The sequence below is a fragment of the Clostridium sardiniense genome, assembly GCF_050584765.1.
GTDB classification, from domain to species: domain Bacteria; phylum Bacillota; class Clostridia; order Clostridiales; family Clostridiaceae; genus Clostridium; species Clostridium sardiniense_A.
The window spans coordinates 724,164-743,261 of the sequence record NZ_JBNOOR010000002.1 but is presented as its reverse complement, the minus strand read 5'-3'; the positions used below and the strand labels follow the sequence as shown (position 1 = coordinate 743,261).

At 27.5% G+C, this 19,098-nt stretch carries 22 protein-coding genes; 14 read left to right on the top strand and 8 right to left on the bottom strand.

Annotation, left to right across the window (positions count from 1 at the left end; translation table 11 throughout):
* Positions 1–104: 104 nt before the first annotated feature.
* Entirely contained in the window at positions 105–779 is a 675-nt protein-coding gene (locus ACQPUW_RS13120; RefSeq protein ID WP_221862373.1) for a TrkA C-terminal domain-containing protein, read from the top strand.
* 137 nt (positions 780–916) lie between these two features.
* Entirely contained in the window at positions 917–1,888 is a 972-nt protein-coding gene (locus ACQPUW_RS13115) for a glycosyltransferase family 2 protein (RefSeq protein ID WP_430837948.1), read from the top strand.
* A gap of 181 nt (positions 1,889–2,069) precedes the next feature.
* On the opposite strand, the gene ACQPUW_RS13110 is transcribed toward ACQPUW_RS13115, so the two are convergent.
* Entirely contained in the window at positions 2,070–2,333 is a 264-nt protein-coding gene (locus ACQPUW_RS13110; protein WP_430833999.1) for a DUF1294 domain-containing protein, read from the bottom strand.
* A 191-nt stretch (positions 2,334–2,524) separates the two neighbouring features.
* Here ACQPUW_RS13110 and ACQPUW_RS13105 point away from each other — a divergent pair, with 191 nt between their 5' ends.
* The 9 genes from ACQPUW_RS13105 (at position 2,525) to ACQPUW_RS13065 (ending at position 11,455) form a co-directional block, all read left to right on the top strand.
* Positions 2,525–3,250, top strand: coding sequence for a peptidoglycan recognition protein family protein (locus ACQPUW_RS13105; protein ID WP_430837947.1), 726 nt, complete (start codon positions 2,525–2,527; stop codon positions 3,248–3,250).
* A gap of 55 nt (positions 3,251–3,305) precedes the next feature.
* A complete protein-coding gene (locus ACQPUW_RS13100; RefSeq protein WP_430837946.1) occupies positions 3,306–3,950 on the top strand; it encodes an NAD(P)H-dependent oxidoreductase in 645 nt (214 codons plus the stop codon).
* A gap of 270 nt (positions 3,951–4,220) precedes the next feature.
* The gene (locus ACQPUW_RS13095) at positions 4,221–5,072 is read left to right on the top strand and encodes a YitT family protein (RefSeq protein ID WP_430837945.1); all 852 of its coding nucleotides are present in this window, start codon (positions 4,221–4,223) and stop codon (positions 5,070–5,072) included.
* Between the two features lie 149 nt (positions 5,073–5,221).
* Complete coding sequence (locus ACQPUW_RS13090; RefSeq protein WP_430837944.1) at positions 5,222–5,848, top strand: hypothetical protein; 627 nt, start codon at positions 5,222–5,224, stop codon at positions 5,846–5,848.
* A gap of 21 nt (positions 5,849–5,869) precedes the next feature.
* Positions 5,870–6,454 carry a hypothetical protein gene (locus tag ACQPUW_RS13085; protein WP_430837943.1) on the top strand — a complete coding sequence of 195 codons (585 nt, stop codon included), beginning with the start codon at positions 5,870–5,872 and terminating at the stop codon, positions 6,452–6,454.
* A gap of 134 nt (positions 6,455–6,588) precedes the next feature.
* A complete protein-coding gene (locus ACQPUW_RS13080) occupies positions 6,589–6,870 on the top strand; it encodes an ArsR/SmtB family transcription factor (protein ID WP_430837942.1) in 282 nt (93 codons plus the stop codon).
* 35 nt (positions 6,871–6,905) lie between these two features.
* The gene (locus ACQPUW_RS13075) at positions 6,906–9,410 is read left to right on the top strand and encodes a DsrE/DsrF/DrsH-like family protein (RefSeq protein ID WP_430837941.1); all 2,505 of its coding nucleotides are present in this window, start codon (positions 6,906–6,908) and stop codon (positions 9,408–9,410) included.
* Between the two features lie 215 nt (positions 9,411–9,625).
* A complete protein-coding gene (locus ACQPUW_RS13070; RefSeq protein WP_430837940.1) occupies positions 9,626–10,570 on the top strand; it encodes an alpha/beta hydrolase in 945 nt (314 codons plus the stop codon).
* Positions 10,571–10,744: 174 nt separating this feature from the next.
* On the top strand, positions 10,745–11,455 hold the full coding sequence (locus ACQPUW_RS13065; RefSeq protein WP_430837939.1) for a hypothetical protein: 711 nt from the start codon (positions 10,745–10,747) through the stop codon (positions 11,453–11,455).
* Positions 11,456–11,527: 72 nt separating this feature from the next.
* Here the strand turns inward: ACQPUW_RS13065 and ACQPUW_RS13060 are convergent, their stop codons facing one another.
* Together ACQPUW_RS13060 and ACQPUW_RS13055 are read right to left on the bottom strand one after the other, a co-directional pair.
* Positions 11,528–12,133: a DUF2628 domain-containing protein gene (locus ACQPUW_RS13060; protein WP_430837938.1), complete on the bottom strand. Its 606-nt coding sequence runs from the start codon at positions 12,131–12,133 to the stop codon at positions 11,528–11,530.
* 183 nt (positions 12,134–12,316) lie between these two features.
* Entirely contained in the window at positions 12,317–12,613 is a 297-nt protein-coding gene (locus ACQPUW_RS13055) for a DUF3892 domain-containing protein (RefSeq protein ID WP_430837937.1), read from the bottom strand.
* A gap of 190 nt (positions 12,614–12,803) precedes the next feature.
* Here ACQPUW_RS13055 and ACQPUW_RS13050 point away from each other — a divergent pair, with 190 nt between their 5' ends.
* Positions 12,804–13,235, top strand: a complete 432-nt coding sequence (locus ACQPUW_RS13050) for a hypothetical protein (RefSeq protein WP_430837936.1) — start codon at positions 12,804–12,806, stop codon at positions 13,233–13,235.
* 84 nt (positions 13,236–13,319) lie between these two features.
* On the opposite strand, the gene ACQPUW_RS13045 is transcribed toward ACQPUW_RS13050, so the two are convergent.
* The 5 genes from ACQPUW_RS13045 to ACQPUW_RS13025 form a co-directional block, all read right to left on the bottom strand.
* On the bottom strand, positions 13,320–14,597 hold the full coding sequence (locus ACQPUW_RS13045; protein WP_430837935.1) for an ectonucleotide pyrophosphatase/phosphodiesterase: 1,278 nt from the start codon (positions 14,595–14,597) through the stop codon (positions 13,320–13,322).
* Between the two features lie 79 nt (positions 14,598–14,676).
* The gene (locus tag ACQPUW_RS13040; RefSeq protein WP_430837934.1) at positions 14,677–15,642 is read right to left on the bottom strand and encodes a DUF4097 family beta strand repeat-containing protein; all 966 of its coding nucleotides are present in this window, start codon (positions 15,640–15,642) and stop codon (positions 14,677–14,679) included.
* Positions 15,623–16,456 carry a DUF1700 domain-containing protein gene (locus ACQPUW_RS13035; protein ID WP_430837933.1) on the bottom strand — a complete coding sequence of 278 codons (834 nt, stop codon included), beginning with the start codon at positions 16,454–16,456 and terminating at the stop codon, positions 15,623–15,625. The genes ACQPUW_RS13040 and ACQPUW_RS13035 overlap by 20 nt, the downstream gene beginning before the upstream one ends.
* Entirely contained in the window at positions 16,449–16,772 is a 324-nt protein-coding gene (locus ACQPUW_RS13030; RefSeq protein ID WP_430837932.1) for a PadR family transcriptional regulator, read from the bottom strand. Before ACQPUW_RS13030 ends, ACQPUW_RS13035 begins: the two co-directional genes overlap by 8 nt.
* A 245-nt stretch (positions 16,773–17,017) precedes the next feature.
* On the bottom strand, positions 17,018–17,257 hold the full coding sequence (locus ACQPUW_RS13025) for a DUF1292 domain-containing protein (protein ID WP_430837931.1): 240 nt from the start codon (positions 17,255–17,257) through the stop codon (positions 17,018–17,020).
* A 456-nt stretch (positions 17,258–17,713) separates the two neighbouring features.
* Here ACQPUW_RS13025 and sfsA point away from each other — a divergent pair, with 456 nt between their 5' ends.
* A complete protein-coding gene (sfsA, locus tag ACQPUW_RS13020) occupies positions 17,714–18,406 on the top strand; it encodes a DNA/RNA nuclease SfsA (protein ID WP_430837930.1) in 693 nt (230 codons plus the stop codon).
* 74 nt (positions 18,407–18,480) lie between these two features.
* Positions 18,481–18,975: an NAD(+) diphosphatase gene (locus tag ACQPUW_RS13015; protein WP_430837929.1), complete on the top strand. Its 495-nt coding sequence runs from the start codon at positions 18,481–18,483 to the stop codon at positions 18,973–18,975.
* Positions 18,976–19,098 lie beyond the last annotated feature (123 nt).

Sequence of the window (19,098 nt, the reverse complement as noted above, 5' to 3'; positions counted from 1 at the left end):
TTTAATTTAAACACTTGGAGTCCTTAATTTACAAGCAGTTCACATAAAAAAAATAGACATATTATATAATGAAATCTAGAAATATAATTGGAGGAAAACAGAGTATGGTTTTAATATTAACATTTACATTATTTATGACTATTTTTCTTTTAGTTATAGATTTCTTTTCAATTCTTTTCAGATTAACAGGAATGCCTATAAGAAAGGCTAGGTTTCAAGTTATATCATTATTAACAAGTACAGGCTTTACGACAAAAGAAAGTGAAATGATTGTACAAAATCCAGTGAGAAGAAGGCTTGCAAGTTGGCTGATGGTAATTAGTTATGTAAGTACTGCAACATTTATATCATTCTTTGTAAGAATGCTTTCTGATAAAGTAGCAAGTATAGGTTTTTTTGCTGTGGCAATATCATTTGTAATAGTAGTATTTGTTGTACATAAGTCATCATTACTTGAAAAAATAGAGTCAAAAATTGAAAGTAAGGTTTTAAAATCAAAAATATGGGAAAAATTAAATGAGAAGCATTTAACTTTAATAACAAATACAAGGGGGTATGGAATATATGAGATATATTTACCTAAAGAGTCTAAATTAATAGGAAAGAGCATAATTGATAGCGGATTAAAGGATTTAGAGATAGAAGTTCTTAATATTGATAAAGGTGATGTGTTTGTAAAGTTTCCAACACCAGATTATGTATTTGAAGTTTATGATAATATAACTGTATATGGAAATTTAAAGAATATAAGAAGTGAATTCAAGCATGTATCTAATTAATATATTGATACATGTATTGAAATGTATTGATAAGTAACATATAATTTTATATTAGGAAACTAAATAGGATTAAAGTTAAATTCGGATATTTATGATTACATAAATATTTTTTGTATTTTTAGAAAGGGAGATAAAGAATGGAAAAGTTATCTATAATAATACCAATGTATAACGAAGAAGAATCCCTTCCATATTTGTATGAAAGACTTGTTGGTCTTGGTAAGAAGATACCTAATTATGAATTAGAATTTTTGTTTATTAATGATGGAAGTAAAGATAGTTCTTTAGAAATTGTAAAGGGGTACAGGAAGACAGATCCTAGAGTGTGCTATGTTAACCTTTCAAGAAACTTTGGTAAAGAAGTTGCAATGGGAGCTGCCTTTGATTACGTAACAGGCGATGTTGTAGCTATTATTGATGCAGACCTTCAAGATCCACCAGAATTAATAGTAGATATGCTTAAATATTATGAAGATGGATATGATGATGTTTATGCTAAAAGAAGAAGCAGAAAAGGTGAAACGTGGCTTAAAAAATTTACTTCAAAAAAGTTTTATCAAATACTTCAATCTGTGTCAAGGGTACCAATACAAGCAGATACTGGAGATTTTAGACTTTTAAGCAGAAGAGCTATTGAGGCATTGAGAGCATTTCCAGAAAAACAAAGATACACAAAAGGTATGTTTAGTTTAATTGGATTTAAAAAGAAGGCTATAGAGTTTGATAGAGATCCAAGAATAGCTGGAGAAACAAAGTGGAATTACATAAAGCTTATAGATTTAGCTATTGAAGGAATTACATCCTTTACAACAGCTCCACTTAGACTTGCAACAATAGTGGGAGTTATAATTGCATTTTTAGCTTTTATTTATATGATATACATAATCATAAGAACTTTAATCTTAGGAATTGATGTGCCAGGATATTCAAGTCTTATTTGTGTAATGCTTATGATGGGTGGTATACAGCTTATATTCTTAGGTATTATTGGAGAATACCTTGGAAGAATATTTACAGAAGTTAAGAGTAGACCACTATATTTTATTGATGAATATGCAGGACCACAAGAAAAAGACGTATTAGTAGAAGAAATAGATGTAAATATATAATAAAAAGAGGTTAAAGTACAAAAATGTGCTTTAACCTCTTTTTATTATATTAACATTAGGCCGATTTTAAATCTTAGTATATTTTTATTGTACAAAGCTATACACACTGATAGCTATTAAACTCATCTTAATTATTTGTACTTACTTGTTATTTAAAAAATAGATTAAAAGTAATACCTATTTATTTAAAGAATGAGAATAGTAATATAACTTGAAGTACCAAAATTATTGGAATACCAAATTTAAATTTAATATGCTTTGTTTTATGTCTAAATGTTTGCATACCAATGATACTTCCAATACTACCTCCAATAATTGCAACAAGCATTAATGTATTTTCAGGTATTCTCCATTTATGCTTTTTAGCTTTTTGTTTGTCTAAAAACATAAGAAAATAGCCTAGTATATTGACTATTAAGATATAAGTTATAAAGATAGTATTCAAACTTTCACCACTCCTTTAAAATATTTTACTATATATAGGAAAGAAAAACAAAACAAAAAAGTTTGCACCTTTTTACAAAATATGGTAAAATACATACATAATATAAGTTACAAATTTTACAGTAATTTGTATTAAATCATTATGGGAATAAGATTAATAAGGAATTTTGAAATTTTTAAGGAGGCGGACTTATGACTAAGACAAGCTATAACAAACTTAAAGACATAGAGAAATTTTATAAGAGGAAAAATAATTATGAGAAGCTTATGATGAAAAGAAGAAGAAGAACTTTTATGCTTATATTACTAATAGCTTTAATAAGCGTTGGAAGTTATGTTGTATATAGTAATATTTCAGTTGAAAAATATTCTTTATTTCTCGCCAAGAGTAGCGACAATATAAAGGTTAATAATAAATTACTAGTAGATAAATTGGATACATTAAATAAAGATATAGATATTGAAGAAATAGATTATAAATGGTCTGGAGAGCTAACGGAGTATAATGTACCTAAAAGATTAGTTGTACATCATGCTGCTACTAAGGAGGCATCTCCAGAAGCAATACATAAGTGGCATATTGATCAAGGATTTGGTGGGATAGGATATCACTATTATATAAAAAAAGACGGGACAATATATAAAGGAAGAGATGAAAAGATGCAAGGTGCTCATGCTATTAATGAAAATAGTAAAAGTATAGGAGTGTGTTTGGAAGGAAATTATGAAAAAGAAACACCACCTAAAAATCAAATAGATAGTTTAGTTAAATTAGGATCAAGTTTAATTATAAAATATAATATGGAAGACATAGTTGGTCATAGGGATTGTAATCAGACATTATGCCCGGGTAAAAATATAAATATAGAAGAAATTAAAACTAAAGTAATAGCTAATATGGAAGGGCTATTAGAATAAACATCTCTTAAATAAACAATACTAAGTAAAAAGTATTAAAAGAGGTGTTTTTTTTATGAAGTTATTATACATAATTGTAAATTCCAAGCCAGAGTCTGAATCATCAAGTAGAAGGGTATCTAGAAAGGTTGTAAATAAACTATTAGAGGTACACCCAGATTGCATATTAGAAGAATTAAATTTATATGATGAACATATTCCAAGATTGGAATATAGGTATTTTAAGCAAAGAAATTGTGTTGTGGATAAGGAAGAGTATGATAAATTACCTGAACAAGACAAAAAAGAAGTAGATAGAATTAATCAGTTATGCGATCAATTTATGTCAGCTGATATTTATGTAATTGGAGCACCGATGTGGAGCTTATCATTTCCAGCACCACTAAAAGAATATATAGATTGCATAGTACAAGTTAATAAGACTATGATTATAAGTAATGGTAAAGTAAAAGGAACATTGGATGATAAAGAAAGAAAAATGATTTATGTTCAATCATCAGGAGGTTCAGTACCTTGGCTTTTAAGAGGAAAAGTAAGTCAAGGTGTTGAATATGTAGAAGATATAATGAAAGTTTTGGGGATTAAAAAGTTTAAAGAATTACTTGTTGATGAAACAGGGTTTGAGAGAGACTCAAAAATGGATGCAGAGTATAAAGCCATTAGGCATATAGATGCACTTATAGATGATTTAGAGGGATAGATATAAAAAATAGGTTAAATTTAACCTATTTTTTTATTATTTACTCAATAAGAAATATAAAATTTGATTTATAAAAATTCATGTAAATAGGAAATTTAATATATAAAATATTAGAACATGTATTTTTATAAGGAAAAAATTAATAAATTAAACATTAAAAAATAATTATATTTTTTTAAAAATACTATGAGAAATAAAAAAATTCTGTTATTCTAAATATTGTATTTGGACAAAAGACAAAATAGTAATGTACATTAGGAGAGATCGACTTTGAAACAGAATATAAAAGAATATGGAATTATAACCGTAGGTGTTTTGTTAGTTGCAATAGCAATTGAATACTTTTTTGCACCTAATAATTTAGCAGCAGGAGGAGTTACAGGGCTTTCAGTTGTAATAACTCATTATTTCCCATCATTAACTGTTGGAGGCATAACATTTGTAGTGAATTTATTCTTATTTGTGGTTGCTTTTATAGTAGTTGGTGGTGATTTTGGTTTTAAAACAATATATTCTAGCTTTGGCTTATCACTTGTATTATGGCTTATGGATAAATTCATACATCCTCAGGCTTTAACAACAGATTTGATGCTTGCTACGATTTTCGGAACAATTATAACAGCAATAGGACTTGCAATGGTATTTAATTTAAATGCATCAACTGGAGGAACAGATATTTTAGCTAAAATATTAAATAAGTATACAAGCTTTAATATAGGTATTTCTCTATTATGCGTTGACTTTTTAGTAACATTATTGGGTGCTATAACATTTGGAGCAGATAAAGGATTTTATGCACTTTTATCAGTAATATTAAATGGGCCGCTTATAGATAAAATAATTGCAGTTATTAATCAAAAGAAACAAATTACAATAATAAGTGATAAGAATGAAGAAATAGCAAACTTTATAATGAATGAATTAGAAAGAGGATGCACTTCTCTTGCTGGGGCAGGGGCATATAGCAAAGAAAATAAACAAATAATATATTCAGTTTTAGATAAGAAAGAGCTTGAGAAAGTTAAAGAATTTATAGATAGTATTGATCCAGAAGCATTTTTTACAATTGGACAAATTGATGAAGTTCAAGGGAAAGGCTTTCTTAAAGTAAGTGGAATATAATTAAAGAGAATGTTAGTAAGATAGTTATGCTATCTTACTAACATTCTTTTTTTTATCAAAGTAAAATTAGTGTTAATAAATAGTCAAGTAAATAATCATACTAATAATAGTTGGTATAATTATATTATGTTTAATAGGAGGGAATTTTTATGAAGAAATTGATTGCGCTTATATTAGCTTTAGGAATTATATTTGGATTAGTTGGGTGTGGAAACAATAATAATAAAGTAAATGAACAAACAAAAAAAGTAAATGAACAAACAAAAAAAACTGCGCCTGAAGATACAATAAACTCATTTTTTGCAGAGTTTAAAAAGTGTAACTTTGATAATGCAAAAAAATATTTGCTTGTGGATAAAAATATAGATTTCTCAGCATATAAGGATTTTACAAAGGGAGAGAAGGACGCAATAAAATATTGGGTTGAAAAGACTGGATATGAAATAAAATCAATGGAAATAACTAACGACAGTGCAGAAGCGACAATAAATATCTCAACACTTAATGGACAAAAAATATATAGTGATTATATGAAAGATTTACTTAACTTAAAGGAGAAATATATATCAGCAAAAGACCAGAAAGATAAGGAAGAGTACATGCAAGCTTATGATAAAGCATTAATTGATTCAATAAGAAGTAAGAATAATGAGATTGTAACAAATACAGTTAACCTTGAATTAGAAAACAAAAATGGTAAGTGGTATATAGTAGGAAATCAAAATTTCACAAATGCACTTTATGGTGGATTTGATCCAGAAAAATTTAAAAGCTAGAGAGAAATGGGGGGACTAGAGATGAAAAAGATAGTATTAGTTTTAGTAGCGATATTTATGTCAGTATCTTTAGTTAGTTGCGGAGAAAAAACAGAAGCAAAAGATAGTGTTAAAGATTTTTTTAGCGCGTATCAAAATATGGATTTAAGTAAAGCTAATGAATATGTAGAAGATGGTGGACTTCTTCAGAAGTCAATAAAGCAATTTGAAGATTATGATGAAAGTAGAATAGAAGCACTTAAATATTGGAGTAGTAAATTAAATTATAAAATATTAGATTCAGAAGAGAATGATAAAGAAGCAAAGGTTAAAGTTGAAGTAACAGCACTTAATGGATCACAGATTTATAATGAGTATATGCAAAATGTTCAATCACTTAAAATTAATGAAGCAACACTAAATGATGAGGATACAGATGGTAATGCTGTGGGAAGTGACTTTGATAAAGCATTTATAACTGCATTAGAAAATCAAACTAATTCATTAATTACTACAGATGTAACAGTTATACTTAAAAAAGAAGATGGAAAGTGGAAAATACAAAATGATAAAGACGTGTTACAAGCTATATTAGGAGGATTAAATCCAGAGCAAATAATATCATAGAGATTGTTTAAAATTATATCAAGGTGTTTTAATATATCTATCTTGATATAATTTTATTATTGACTTATTTATCATTATATCGTAATATTACGATATAATGATAAATATAATAAAGAACTAAGAAGGTGTTATATATGCAAAATAATTATAAAGAATTAGAAACACAGGCTGAATTTTTAAAGGTTCTAGCACACCCTGTTAGACTTTGTATCGTGAGAGGGTTAATGCAAAAGGATAGCTGCAATGTAAGCTTTATGCAAGATTGCTTAGGGATGCCTCAATCAACAATATCACAACATTTACAAAAGCTTAGAAGTGTTGGAATAATTGAAGGTGAAAGAAATGGATTAGAGATAAATTATAAAATAAAAGATAAGAGAGTAGAAGGGATTATAAAAATTTTACTAGGAGAATAAGAGTTAGTGGATTTTTATAAGAGGAGGATATAATTATGAGAAAAAAAGTTTTAATTGTTGGGGGAGTTGCAGGAGGTGCATCTACAGCAGCAAGACTTAGAAGATTAGATGAAGATGCAGATATAATAATTTTTGAAAAGGGAGATTATATATCATTTGCAAATTGTGGATTACCTTATCATATTGGTGAAGTAATCAAAGACAGAGGAAAGTTAATACTTCAAAGTCCTGAAAAAATGAGAGATAGATTTGAGATAGATGTTAGAGTTAATAGCGAAGTTACTGAAATCGATATAGAAAATAAGATTATAAAAGTTAAATCAAAAAATGATGGTTTATATGAAGAAAATTATGATTATCTAGTATTATCTCCTGGTGCAAAACCAATTATACCAAATTTACCAGGAAGCGATAGTAAAAAAATTCATACACTTAGAACTATAAATGATATGGATTCAATAAAGAATGCTGTTGATAATATGAATGTTAAAAATGCGATAGTAATAGGTGGAGGATTTATAGGTATTGAAGTAGCTGAAAATCTAAAACATAGAGGAATTAACGTAAACTTAATTGAAGCTGCACCACATATCTTAGCACCATTTGATTCGGAGATGTCAGAGTTATTAGAAATGGAAATGAATGATAATGGAGTATCAATTATTTTAAATGATAGAGTAGAAGCCTTTGAAGAAAATAATGATACTATAAGTGTTAAATTAAATAGTGGCAGAAAAGTAACATCAGATATAGTAATTTCTGCAATTGGAGTTATGCCAGATACTAATTTTTTAAAGAAATCAGGAATAGATCTTGGTGAAAGAGGTCATATAATAGTTAACAAAAATATGAGAACTAATATAGAAAATATATATGCTGCTGGAGATGCAGTTGCAGTTTCAGACTTTGTAAATGGTAATGTTGCATACATACCTCTTGCTGGTCCTGCAAATAGACAAGGAAGAATAATAGCAGACAACATTTCAGGAATAAAATCAGAGTATAAAGGAACACTTGGAACATCAATAATAAAGGTATTTGATTTAGTAGCAGCATCAACAGGGAATAATGAAAGAACTCTCAATAATTTAGGAGTTAATTATAAAAAAGTATATCTATATCCAATGACTCATGCAGGATATTACCCAGGTGCCAAGCAACTAGCAATAAAGGTTTTATATGATGTAGAAGGAAAGGTACTAGGAGCTCAATGTGTTGGAGTAGATGGTGTTGATAAATTTATTGATGTAATAGCTACAGTTATAAAACTTAAAGGAACAATGGAAGATCTAAGGGAGCTTGAACTTGCATATGCTCCACCATTTTTATCAGCTAAATCACCAGCGAATATGGCAGGATTTATTGCAGATAATGAAGAAAAAAAATTAACTAATTTATTTTTTGTAGAAGATCTTAAAGACTTTGATAAAGATAAAGCAATACTAGTTGATTTAAGAGAACCAATTGAAGTTGAAGGTGGAATGATTGAAGGTGCTATTCATATTCCTTTAAATAGTTTAAGAAGTAGATTAAATGAGTTAGACAAAAATAAAGAAATATGGGTTTACTGTGCTGTTGGAGTAAGAGGATGGATTGGTGAGAGAATACTTAAAGGTCATGGATTTAGAGCTAAAAATCTATCTGGAGGATATAAATCATATAAAACTTTTGGATATAAAGCAAAAGAAATATCTTTTGATGATGGTAATAAAGGTGGAAATGAAAATGGCTTAGGTGGAGGTTATGCCAGGCAACAGCAGGAAATAGCAATAGAAGGTAATAGAGAAAGAAAAGTTAGAGAATTAGATGCGGAAGGGTTATGTTGTCCAGGACCGTTAATGCAAGTTAAAATGATAATGGATATGATGGAAGATGGAGAAATGCTAAATGTTAGAGCTTCAGATCCAGGTTTTTTTAAAGATATAGAAGCATTTGCAAAAAAGACAAAAAATACTTTAGTAAGTGTAGAAAAAGATAAGGGAATAGTTAAAGCTTCTCTTATAAAGGGGATTGAAGAGAATAAGGAAATTGCAGTTGATAGTAAGAATAATAATTCAAGATTAGAAGAAAAGAATGGTCAGACGTTAGTCGTATTTAGTGGAGATTTAGATAAGGCTATAGCGTCATTTATAATAGCAAATGGTGCAGCTGCAATGGGTAAAAAGGTTACAATGTTCTTTACGTTCTGGGGACTTAATATATTAAGAAAAGATGAGAAGATTAATGCAGATAAGAATTTAATTGAAAAGGCATTTGGTAAAATGATGCCAAGAGGAAGCAAAAAGTTGGGTTTATCTAAAATGAACATGGCAGGTATTGGCCCTAAAATGATAAGAGGTATAATGAAAAATAAGAACGTTCAATCATTAGAAGAACTTATACAAGCTGCAATAGAAAATGGTGTTGAAGTAGTTGCTTGTACAATGTCTATGGATGTAATGGGAATAAAAGAAGAAGAGTTAATAGATGGTGTAAAACTTGGTGGAGTAGGCTACTATTTAGGAGAAGCTGAAGAATCCACATCAAATTTATTTATATAAATTTAAAAGACAATTAACTTTATATAAGAGATAATATTATTAGAGAATAAAGTCTATCTATATAAAATTAAGAGAGATTAATCATAAATATTTTAATAGAAATTTTCTATAAAAATATAGTATGGTTAGTCTCTTTTGAACGTTTTAAATATGCATTTCATTGAATAACTTATTTATATTTAAAACATAATAATTTTAAGAGGGAGGTTAATGTGATGGATGTAAATAAAAAATGTTCAAAGAGTATTCATTTTAGAGCTTTTAGAGTGATAAATGATATATTGGTGTCCCGCAAAGATAAGAGATGTAAAGTGCCGAGTAACATAATTTCTAGATTAGATATTCCATATGATAAAGAGAAGAGTATTTGTAAGTTAGATATACATAAACCAAGGTTTATAGGAAAGTCATTACCTATTATAATTTATTATCATGGTGGTGGCTGGGCTGTTGGAGATAAGAGTATATATAGAAATTTTTGTAGCTTACTTTCAGGAAAAGGTTTTATAGTTTTTAATATAAATTACGAATTAACATCAAACAAGCCTCACCCAGAGCCAATGAAGGATTGTATAAAGGGAGCGGAATGGGTATATAAACATGCAAAAACATATGGAGGAGATAGAAATAATATTTTCATTATAGGAGATTCGGCAGGAGGTCACATTGCTGGATTAATTGGAGCATTATGTACAAATAAAAATATGAGAGATACTTATAAGAAGAAGTATAATGTAGAGCTTTCTTTTAAAGATGAATTACGCGCAATAGGAATGCTATGTGGATTAAGTGATTTTAGATCTTGTTATGATATGAAAGTACATTATATGAAAGTACCTATAATGAGACAATTCACAGAAATGCTTCTAAACACAGAAAGCATTGATGATTCAGAGATAGGAAACGAATTATCAGTAGCTAAAAATATGACAAAGGATTTTCCAAAAACATTTGTAACAACTGTAGAAAGTGATCCAGTACATTGTGAGAGTCTTGATATTGAGAAAGCTCTTATAGAAAATAAAATATCATATAGGCTGGTTGCCTTTGATAAAAGTCATAAAAAGTTATGGCATATATATCAGTTAGACCAAAGTTTGCCAGAATCACAAAGATGCCTAGATGAAATGATAGATTATTTTATAAAGAGCCAAAAATAAGGATTTTCACATAAATAATATAAGAAATTAAATGAAGATATTGTTATGAGGATAATATGATAATAAAGAGATGGTACTAAATTTTTGAATATATTCTATATCAATGATTGAATAATTCTATTTATTTCCATATAATTAATTGATAGTAAATATTATGGGGAAAGGGAGAAATAAATGAAAAAAATATTTATTGCTTTTATACTGGGGGTATCAGTGCTTGGTATGGTTGGGTGTGCTGATAAGGAAAGTAAGAATGAGAACAATCAAGAAGTAGTATCTAAAAATGAATTATTAGAAAAAGAGAAGGCTGAAGAAGAAGCAAAGAAGCAAGAAGAATTAAAGCTTGCAGAAGAGAAAGCCAAGGAAGAAAAGGCTAAGAAAGAGGCAGAAGAGAAGAAAAAGAAAGAAGCTGAAGAAAAGAAAAAGAAAGAGCAGGAAGCTAAGAATAATAATCAGAACAAAGATACGAATATAAAAGAAAAGACATTTACTTTATATTCAGTAGATGTTTCAAATGATAAAACTATAACAATTGGAAATGTTAAAACAAAGTCTGATGATATAAAAGAAAACTTAGATTCTATAGCAAGCTCTTTATCAAAAAAGAATTTTAAATCATTTGTAATAGAAGTTAAGGAAATAAAAAAGGTTAAGGGTAAATCAATTGCATATATAAATCTAAAAGATAGTGGAAATAAGAAATGGACAAGAGATTATTTCCAAGGATCAACTGGGGGATATATAACAAGTACATCACTTATTGAGAGTTTTCTTCAAAGAAAATATAAAGGTGATTGGATAGATGGTGTAGCATTTACTTATAATAATAAAAAAGTAGAGGATACAGGACATATACCAGCATTAACACAGATAAATTATAGATAAATAAAAAGATAAATGATATAAAATATATATCATTTATCTTTTTTATTAGTTAGTATTAAACTATATATTCTATTAGAATGGGAAGCTAATCATAGATGATATTAATGTGTTTAATAGAGTAGCTACCATTATAGCAATAACTCCTGCGGCTGCTAATAGAACTAAAGGAGCAACTAAAGTAGTACCACCATTAGTTTTTAAAGCTTCATCAGTATTACCGAATCTATAAAAGAACTTCTTTAAAGATAGAATCTTCTTTTTAGAATGTCTTATATAAATACAGTTACCAAATACACCTAAAAGTATCATCATGATTAATGAGAATAATATAGCTATAAATGGGCTAAAATTATCTAAAATTGTAAAGCCAATAAAATCTACTATAGTAAAACCTACAAACCATGCATAAAGTTTTCTATACAATAGCCAATATCCACCTAAAAAGAATGAGGCCCAATTCCATGAGGAAAAAGTATTTTTATCACTATTGTTTTTCCATTTATTAAAATAATGTTCAGTATTTGTTTGGCCAACAAATGTTACAAAATCAGAATCAGTTATTTCATCTGAATTATAAGTAGGTTCCTCAGGAGGATACTCTGATTCGTAGCAATCAGTAAATTTTTCTGTATTTAGATTTTCTTTAATTTCTTCATTTTCTTCGTTTTCAAAGCTCATAACATAGCCTTCTTTCTATATGTATTATTTAATTTAATATTATTATACTAAATAAATTTTAATAGAGTGTGTAAATTAATTAAATAAAACCTTATCAGAAAAAAGTTTAAAGTTTGTTTACATATAAAGGAAAGAGGAGATATAAATAATCTCCTCTTTTTGGTGTAGTTAAATTTATAATTATTATTTAATTGTTATAGTTGGTAAATTGCTTAAGTTATTTGACTCATTATCATCAGGTAGACTTCTTAAGTATTCGTCACCCTTAGCTGATACACTAATAGCGACTCCTTTGAGTTCACCCTTCTTAGCCATATCAATTGCCGCTGCTTTATCCACCTGATGGCCGTTTTGAATTTCATAACCTACAATTCTACTACCATATTTAATAACTCCTGTAATTTCCTTTGCATCATCTTTAGGAGTAGGGATATTCTTATTAATATTTTTAGGTAATCTACCTGTTGTTTCGTCTGCCATATTAATACACCTCCATTTGATACAAATATAGTTTAAGTAGAATTAAAGAAAATATACATAACTATATAAAGTTCGTAGGAATAGCCATATTCAATAATTAAATTTAATAAGGAGCAAATAACAATAGTATTATTCTAATTAGAATTATGTATTAATAGATTATACAAAGGAATTATATTAGGAGAATCTTATGAGATTAGATTTATATACTATTTATCTTTATAACTATTCAAAAGAATATCTTTTTCAAAAAAATGTTGATTTTAAAAAGATAAGTGAGTTTTCAAAATCGTCAAAGGCTGTATTTAGAGATGATTTTATTTTTGAAAAAATAGTTGCAACAAATGTTATTGAATTTTATGATTATTTGAAGAAGAGAAAATGTTTTAAAGCAGGATTATTAATACACAATGAAAAGGAACTATTTATAAAATTTTGGTGTAAATTTTCACTAGAATATTGGCATGGAGAATATATTACTAAACCTGAAATAGACTGTTCATATATGGAATATAGAAAAGTAAAAGAAGAGTTATGGGCAGATAAGTATATGGAGCTTACAAAAAAGGAAAAAGATGAATTAAGATTAAGATTTAAAATCAATAATTATATAGATGATTAGATAAAGAAAAAACTCCTTACGGAGTTTTTATATAAATCATTATAGTAGGTTATAGTTGATGTATTTATATAGAAAATTTAAAGGTTACTTAGTGAATATATCTAGTATTTTACCATCACATTTTTTAGTGGAATGATTTAATATATTTAAAATAGTAGTACCTTCATCTATTAAACTCATATCGCCTATATAATTATTCTTTTTTATATTTTTTCCTTTTATCATAAAGAATGTTCTATAATCTAAGCTTTCAGGGAAATAGCCATGAGTTGCAACATCGTGGTTTCCAGAGGTTTTTTCGATTATATCTCCATCAATAGAATTAATGAAGTAGTAGCCATCATTAGCTTCTAACATAAAGTCACAGTTTCTATCAGCTCCAAATGAGATAGCATCTTTATTTGAATATATATTCTTTATGCACTTATTATTATCTTTAGAGAAATTATCAATAAGTGCATAAACAGCTTCTCTAGAAATATTTGAATCTTTATTTATATAAATATAAGCTGAGCCATCACAATAGTTACAATATATGTCCCATGCTGTTATTTTATTTTTATTATTAACTTTGATATAGCCTTTATCTAAAAAGAATTTATTTAGTTTAATTACATAATCTGCATCCTTAAAACTATGATCACCAAGTGCTATTAATGTGCTATTTTCATAAATATTATTATCTTCTAAGAATTTAATTATTTTTCCAAGTCTATCATCATGACGATTTAAGGCTTCTTTAATTTTAGGTGATTTAATACCAAAGTTATGCTTATGAGTATCTACATCTGTAAGATGAACTAATATAAAATCAGCAAGATCGTTTTTAAGTACATACATAAGGCTTTCAAAGGTAAAGTTATCTAAATTAGGTTGATTAAGTCCATCTCTTAATTTTCCAAATAAATTATTTAATTTAAGCTGAAATGATAGTGTACCATTTAGAGCTGAAACTAAAATTTGATTTTGCCAAGGTCTATTTGCAAAAACTTCAGGTAAATTCAAATCAATAGTTTTGGATTTGGCTGTAACTGGCCAAAGTAGAGCACAGGTTCTAAGTCTAGACTCTTTAGCTACATCATAAATTGTTGGACCGTTTATATATTTTTGTTCCCAAAACCAATCAGGGTTTTTTCTAAAAGGTTCAATCTTAATGTTATTTACAATTCCATGATTAATAGGGTATTTACCTGTTGAAATTGATATATGAGCTGGATAAGTAAGAGAAGGATATACTGATCTTACTATATCTGAATATGAGGAGTGTTCCATAAGCTTTTTAAAATTAGGTAATGTTTTTATATATTTAAAATCATTTGTATCTACTGCATCGAAAGATAATATTATAAATTTTTCTTTCATAAAAAATAAACCCCCTTTAAAGGTAAAATATTATATTAATATTTTACTATAAAGGAGGAAGTTTATATAATTAGTTTTTTTATTTTAGAATAATATCTCCATTATTAGTGCTTAAATTTACAATGTTTTTTCCATTACCTAAAGAGAAGGAGCTATCATCAATAGATTTATTTTCATAATAAATACTATTAATAGTACCTGTTACTAATATTTGATAATCATTAAGATTTTTTATATTATTAAATTGTATTTCTCCATAGTTATTAGTAGATATATTTGTATTCTTGCCTAATTTAGAAAGATTGGTTTCAATATTACCATTATTAGACTTAATATTAGAGTTTCCAATAAAACCTTGTACATAAATATCTCCGTAATTAACTGATATATCAGAATTATTTATATTAGAATCATTTGATTGTATATGACCATTTGAAGCTTTTAAATTAGCATCATTAGCTTTTATAGTCTGTAGATTAATATCTCCATAATTAAGGTCTAAATTTAATCTAGAAAGAGTCAAATCTCTAACATTAATATATCCGTTACTAGATTTTATATTTAAATTTCCAGTATAACTTTTAGGAAGTAAAATTGTAATGCTTATATTATATATATTTTTAAATTCATTAGGTAAAGATAATTCTAAGGCAATGCCTGTTTCTTTAAATTTCATAGTAGAATCTTTAAATTCTTCTACTTTTCTTTGACGTCCACTTAATGAATATGTTAGTCCAATATCATTAGAATCTGTACTTTCAATTTCTATATTAGCTGATTCTAAATTTATATTAATATCTTTAATGTTTTTATTTAATTTCTGGTTATATGATTGAGTTATTGAAATATGAGGCTCGTTCCAAGTAGAAAAATCAAATATTGATTCATCGATACCAAAGTATTTAGTAACTTCATCTTTATAATTAGATAATCTATAATTGCTACTATATAGTATAGTACATGCACCTACGTATGAAAAAATAGATACAAGAAGGAGAACTAATAAAGTTATTTTAAATCTCTTTTTAATTATTGGTTTTTTCATTTTGAGCTCCTCCTTTATTTGGTTTTTTAAATAAATTTATTATTGAGAATAATATCCATTTTATAAAATAGTAAGAAAGCATAGCTAAAAGAGCTGTTAATGCAAGTGATCCTATTATAAATAATATAATTACGCTATTTGGAAAATCTATAATAAAACCTGGGGTACTTGAAGCACCAATAACAACTATACCTATTTTGCTAAGCATTACAAATATTCCGCTTACACTTATTGCTAGTCCACCAATGATTAATGCGCCAAGAAGGGCAACAAAAGCAATAAATAACCCAATAGCACAGGCTCCTGCACCTAATGCTAATGGTGCTAAAAAAATAAGTGCTATTACTATTAAAATAAATTTGATTAATCCTTTGCCACTAAATGAAAAGTTTTTAAAAGGTCTTGAATCTTTTTTATTTTCGGTTTCTTCTTTAGAAAAATTATATTTAAAATCTTCAGTAGCTTCAAAAGTCTTTTCCTTAGAATCTTCTATAGGATCTTCTTCACTCTCTTTAGTGGTTTGTTCATCAGATACAGTTTCATATTTTACATCACCATAAAACTTTGTATCATCTTCAGTATATGATGATGTAGTATCCTCATTTGTCTGAACTTTTTCTAGGTATGCACTTCTATATTGATAAACTAATTCGTAAGGATTTCCTAGTTCATCTATAATTTCTTCTTCTGTTTTACCATTTGATAATCCAACTGTAAAATGCTCTTGATAATCAAATATAATATCTGCAAGCTCTTTTTCAGGGAAATCTTTTAATCCGTTAGCTAGTATAGATAAAAATTCGTTTTTACTCACACTTATAACCTCCCATAATAATGTTGTTAACTGCGTTTTGGAACGCTAACCATTCACGTTCAAGATTTTCTTTATAATCATAGCCAAGTGATGTAAGTCTATAATACTTTCTCGGTGGGCCTTCCATAGATTCTTGAAGATATGTGGTGAAATAGCCCTCTTTGGTTAATCTCCGAAGAATGGGGTAAACCGTGCCATCTGAAATTGAGATATGTTTTGAAATTTCGTTAATTAATTCATAACCATAACAGTCTTTAATAGATAATACTGAAAGAACACATAACTCTAAAACACCTTTTTTTAATTGAGTATTCATGGCATCAGAACCTTTCTGTAAAATATTTCATGTCTATAGTATACGATTCAGTACTATACAATGCAATATAGTGAAATGGAATTTATTTATATTTTAAGAAAATAATAAGATTTCTTAAGAATTAGATTTTTAATGAAAATTTATTATAACTCTAGTAGAAATAGATAATAATATAAATAAAATATCATCATATTCTAAAAGGAAATTTTTATAGAATATGATGATATTTATATAGAGTAGTATTATTACATTTTTAGCTTTGAAACTTGCTTAAACATATTAATCTCTTTTTCAGAGGATACCTCCTCTAGAGATTCATTCCAATCTTTATCAAATTTTATTTTAAATAATTCTATTTTTTCATGAGATTCAACTGGAGCTAGTGCAACATATTCTGATCCACATATTAAAACTTGCTCTAAAATCTCATAATCAATTTTATTATTGTTTTCATCTCGGAAAGTCATTACTTTTTTATCACTCAAAATTATCACTCCTTATCTTATAAGATTAGTATCTTAATTAAATAGATTTTTATGCTTCAAAATGTTCATAATTTTCTATTTTGAAACTATGAAAATAATTACATTGGTGAAATCGATCCAAAATATGTAAAATTAATACACACTCAAAAAACGTTGAAAATAGGAGGTTTAAGGGGTATTGTGTTAATAATGTGGATAAGTCTAATAACTTTGTGGATAAGTCCTCTTTTGTGTTAAAATTCTTAAAAAGTAAGGTTTGTACAATATATATGTATAAAATAAAATATAAGTAACAATATAACGTATATTGTAGAAATAACAATTATCAATTACAATTTATTGTAGAATGATAATGAATAGTGTTAAAATTACTCAACATTACTAACAAAGCTGTGGACAAAAACTGTGGATAATGTGGACAAGATGAAAAATCCACAAAGTAAAAGGAGATTAATAATGAAATATAATAAAGAAATATTAGAAGCTAAATTTATAAGTAGGCCAAATAGATTTAATGCAAAGGTAAATTTAAATGGAGAAGATATAACGGTTCATGTTCCTAATACTGGAAGATGTAGAGAGATATTAACAGATGGTGCAACTGTGCTTTTAAGGAAAGAAGATAATCCAACTAGAAAGACAGCCTATGATTTAGTTGCAGTTTACAAGGGAGAGATGCTTATAAGTATAGATTCTCAAATACCTAATAAAGTGGTTTTTGAAGCTCTTCAAAATAAGAAAATAAAAAAGTTAGTTAAGTACAATAATATACTTAAGGAAAAGACCTTTGGTAATAGTAGATTTGATTTTAAGTTATCAAGTGATGAAGGTGAAGAATATTATTTAGAAGTTAAAGGTGTAACTTTAGAGGATAAGGGTCATGCAGCTTTTCCAGATGCACCGACAGATAGAGGGAGAAAACATTTATTAGAGCTTATTGATGTAAAAAAGAGTGGAAGAGGTGCTGGAGTATTATTTTTATTGCAAATGGAAAATATGAAGGATTTTGTTCCTAATGATGAGAGAGATGAAAAATTTGGTGAGGCACTTAGAGAAGCACGTGATAATGGTGTTGATATATTTGTATATGAGTGTATTGTAGATAAGGAAGGTATAACTTTAAATAAAGAGGTTAAAGTTAATTTTTAGAAAACATACTTCTAAAAGATAAGAGGGTACTTTATAATAGAGGTAATTGATGTTTTATAAGAGGGAGAAAGTGTATGAAATATAAATTTTGTCCAAAGTGTGGAAGAGAATTAGAAATGTTTAATTGTTGGGATGAGGGCGAAGTTCCGTATTGCCCAGTTGATGAGACATTGTATTTTGATACTCCAAGACCATGTATTGTTGTTGGTGTAGTTAAAGGTGATGAAATTCTTTTATTAAAACAAAGTTATATATATAAGAATTCTAAGGTGTTAATATCTGGATATGTAGATCAGGATGAATATGCAGAGGATACAGTTTATAGAGAGGTACTTGAAGAGACTGGAATAGAGACTAAAAATATAGAATATTTAGGCTCTGATTTTGTAGAAGGTAAAGAGCTTTTAATGATAACTTTTATGGCTGAATATAAATCAGGTGAAATAAAAAAATCTGATGAAGTTGAAGGTATTGGTTGGGTTAAAATAGATGATGCTTTAGCACAAATGCAAGAAGATAAAATAGGAACAAAAGTTGTTAAGAAGATTATTGACATTAGAGAAAAGTAGAAATCTATAGATATACAAGATAAGTAGTGTTATATATTAATTTATGAAGTTACGTTTCATAAATTTAGATAAGTATAATGCTACTTATTTTATTTTTATAAAGAGTAAATTTTAATATTTCAT

Excerpts from the sequence above, each read along its gene's own strand:
- ACQPUW_RS13120 (WP_221862373.1), top strand. The coding sequence starts at position 105 with ATGGTTTTAATATTAACATTTACATTATTTATGACTATTTTTCTTTTA.
- ACQPUW_RS13115 (WP_430837948.1), top strand. The coding sequence starts at position 917 with ATGGAAAAGTTATCTATAATAATACCAATGTATAACGAAGAAGAATCC.
- ACQPUW_RS13105 (WP_430837947.1), top strand. The coding sequence starts at position 2,525 with ATGACTAAGACAAGCTATAACAAACTTAAAGACATAGAGAAATTTTAT.
- ACQPUW_RS13100 (WP_430837946.1), top strand. The coding sequence starts at position 3,306 with ATGAAGTTATTATACATAATTGTAAATTCCAAGCCAGAGTCTGAATCA.
- ACQPUW_RS13090 (WP_430837944.1), top strand. The coding sequence starts at position 5,222 with ATGAAGAAATTGATTGCGCTTATATTAGCTTTAGGAATTATATTTGGA.
- ACQPUW_RS13085 (WP_430837943.1), top strand. The coding sequence starts at position 5,870 with ATGAAAAAGATAGTATTAGTTTTAGTAGCGATATTTATGTCAGTATCT.
- ACQPUW_RS13080 (WP_430837942.1), top strand. The coding sequence starts at position 6,589 with ATGCAAAATAATTATAAAGAATTAGAAACACAGGCTGAATTTTTAAAG.
- ACQPUW_RS13075 (WP_430837941.1), top strand. The coding sequence starts at position 6,906 with ATGAGAAAAAAAGTTTTAATTGTTGGGGGAGTTGCAGGAGGTGCATCT.
- ACQPUW_RS13070 (WP_430837940.1), top strand. The coding sequence starts at position 9,626 with ATGGATGTAAATAAAAAATGTTCAAAGAGTATTCATTTTAGAGCTTTT.
- ACQPUW_RS13065 (WP_430837939.1), top strand. The coding sequence starts at position 10,745 with ATGAAAAAAATATTTATTGCTTTTATACTGGGGGTATCAGTGCTTGGT.
- ACQPUW_RS13060 (WP_430837938.1), bottom strand. The coding sequence starts at position 12,133 with ATGAGCTTTGAAAACGAAGAAAATGAAGAAATTAAAGAAAATCTAAAT.
- ACQPUW_RS13055 (WP_430837937.1), bottom strand. The coding sequence starts at position 12,613 with ATGGCAGACGAAACAACAGGTAGATTACCTAAAAATATTAATAAGAAT.
- ACQPUW_RS13050 (WP_430837936.1), top strand. The coding sequence starts at position 12,804 with ATGAGATTAGATTTATATACTATTTATCTTTATAACTATTCAAAAGAA.
- ACQPUW_RS13045 (WP_430837935.1), bottom strand. The coding sequence starts at position 14,597 with ATGAAAGAAAAATTTATAATATTATCTTTCGATGCAGTAGATACAAAT.
- ACQPUW_RS13040 (WP_430837934.1), bottom strand. The coding sequence starts at position 15,642 with ATGAAAAAACCAATAATTAAAAAGAGATTTAAAATAACTTTATTAGTT.
- ACQPUW_RS13030 (WP_430837932.1), bottom strand. The coding sequence starts at position 16,772 with ATGAATACTCAATTAAAAAAAGGTGTTTTAGAGTTATGTGTTCTTTCA.
- sfsA (WP_430837930.1), top strand. The coding sequence starts at position 17,714 with ATGAAATATAATAAAGAAATATTAGAAGCTAAATTTATAAGTAGGCCA.
- ACQPUW_RS13015 (WP_430837929.1), top strand. The coding sequence starts at position 18,481 with ATGAAATATAAATTTTGTCCAAAGTGTGGAAGAGAATTAGAAATGTTT.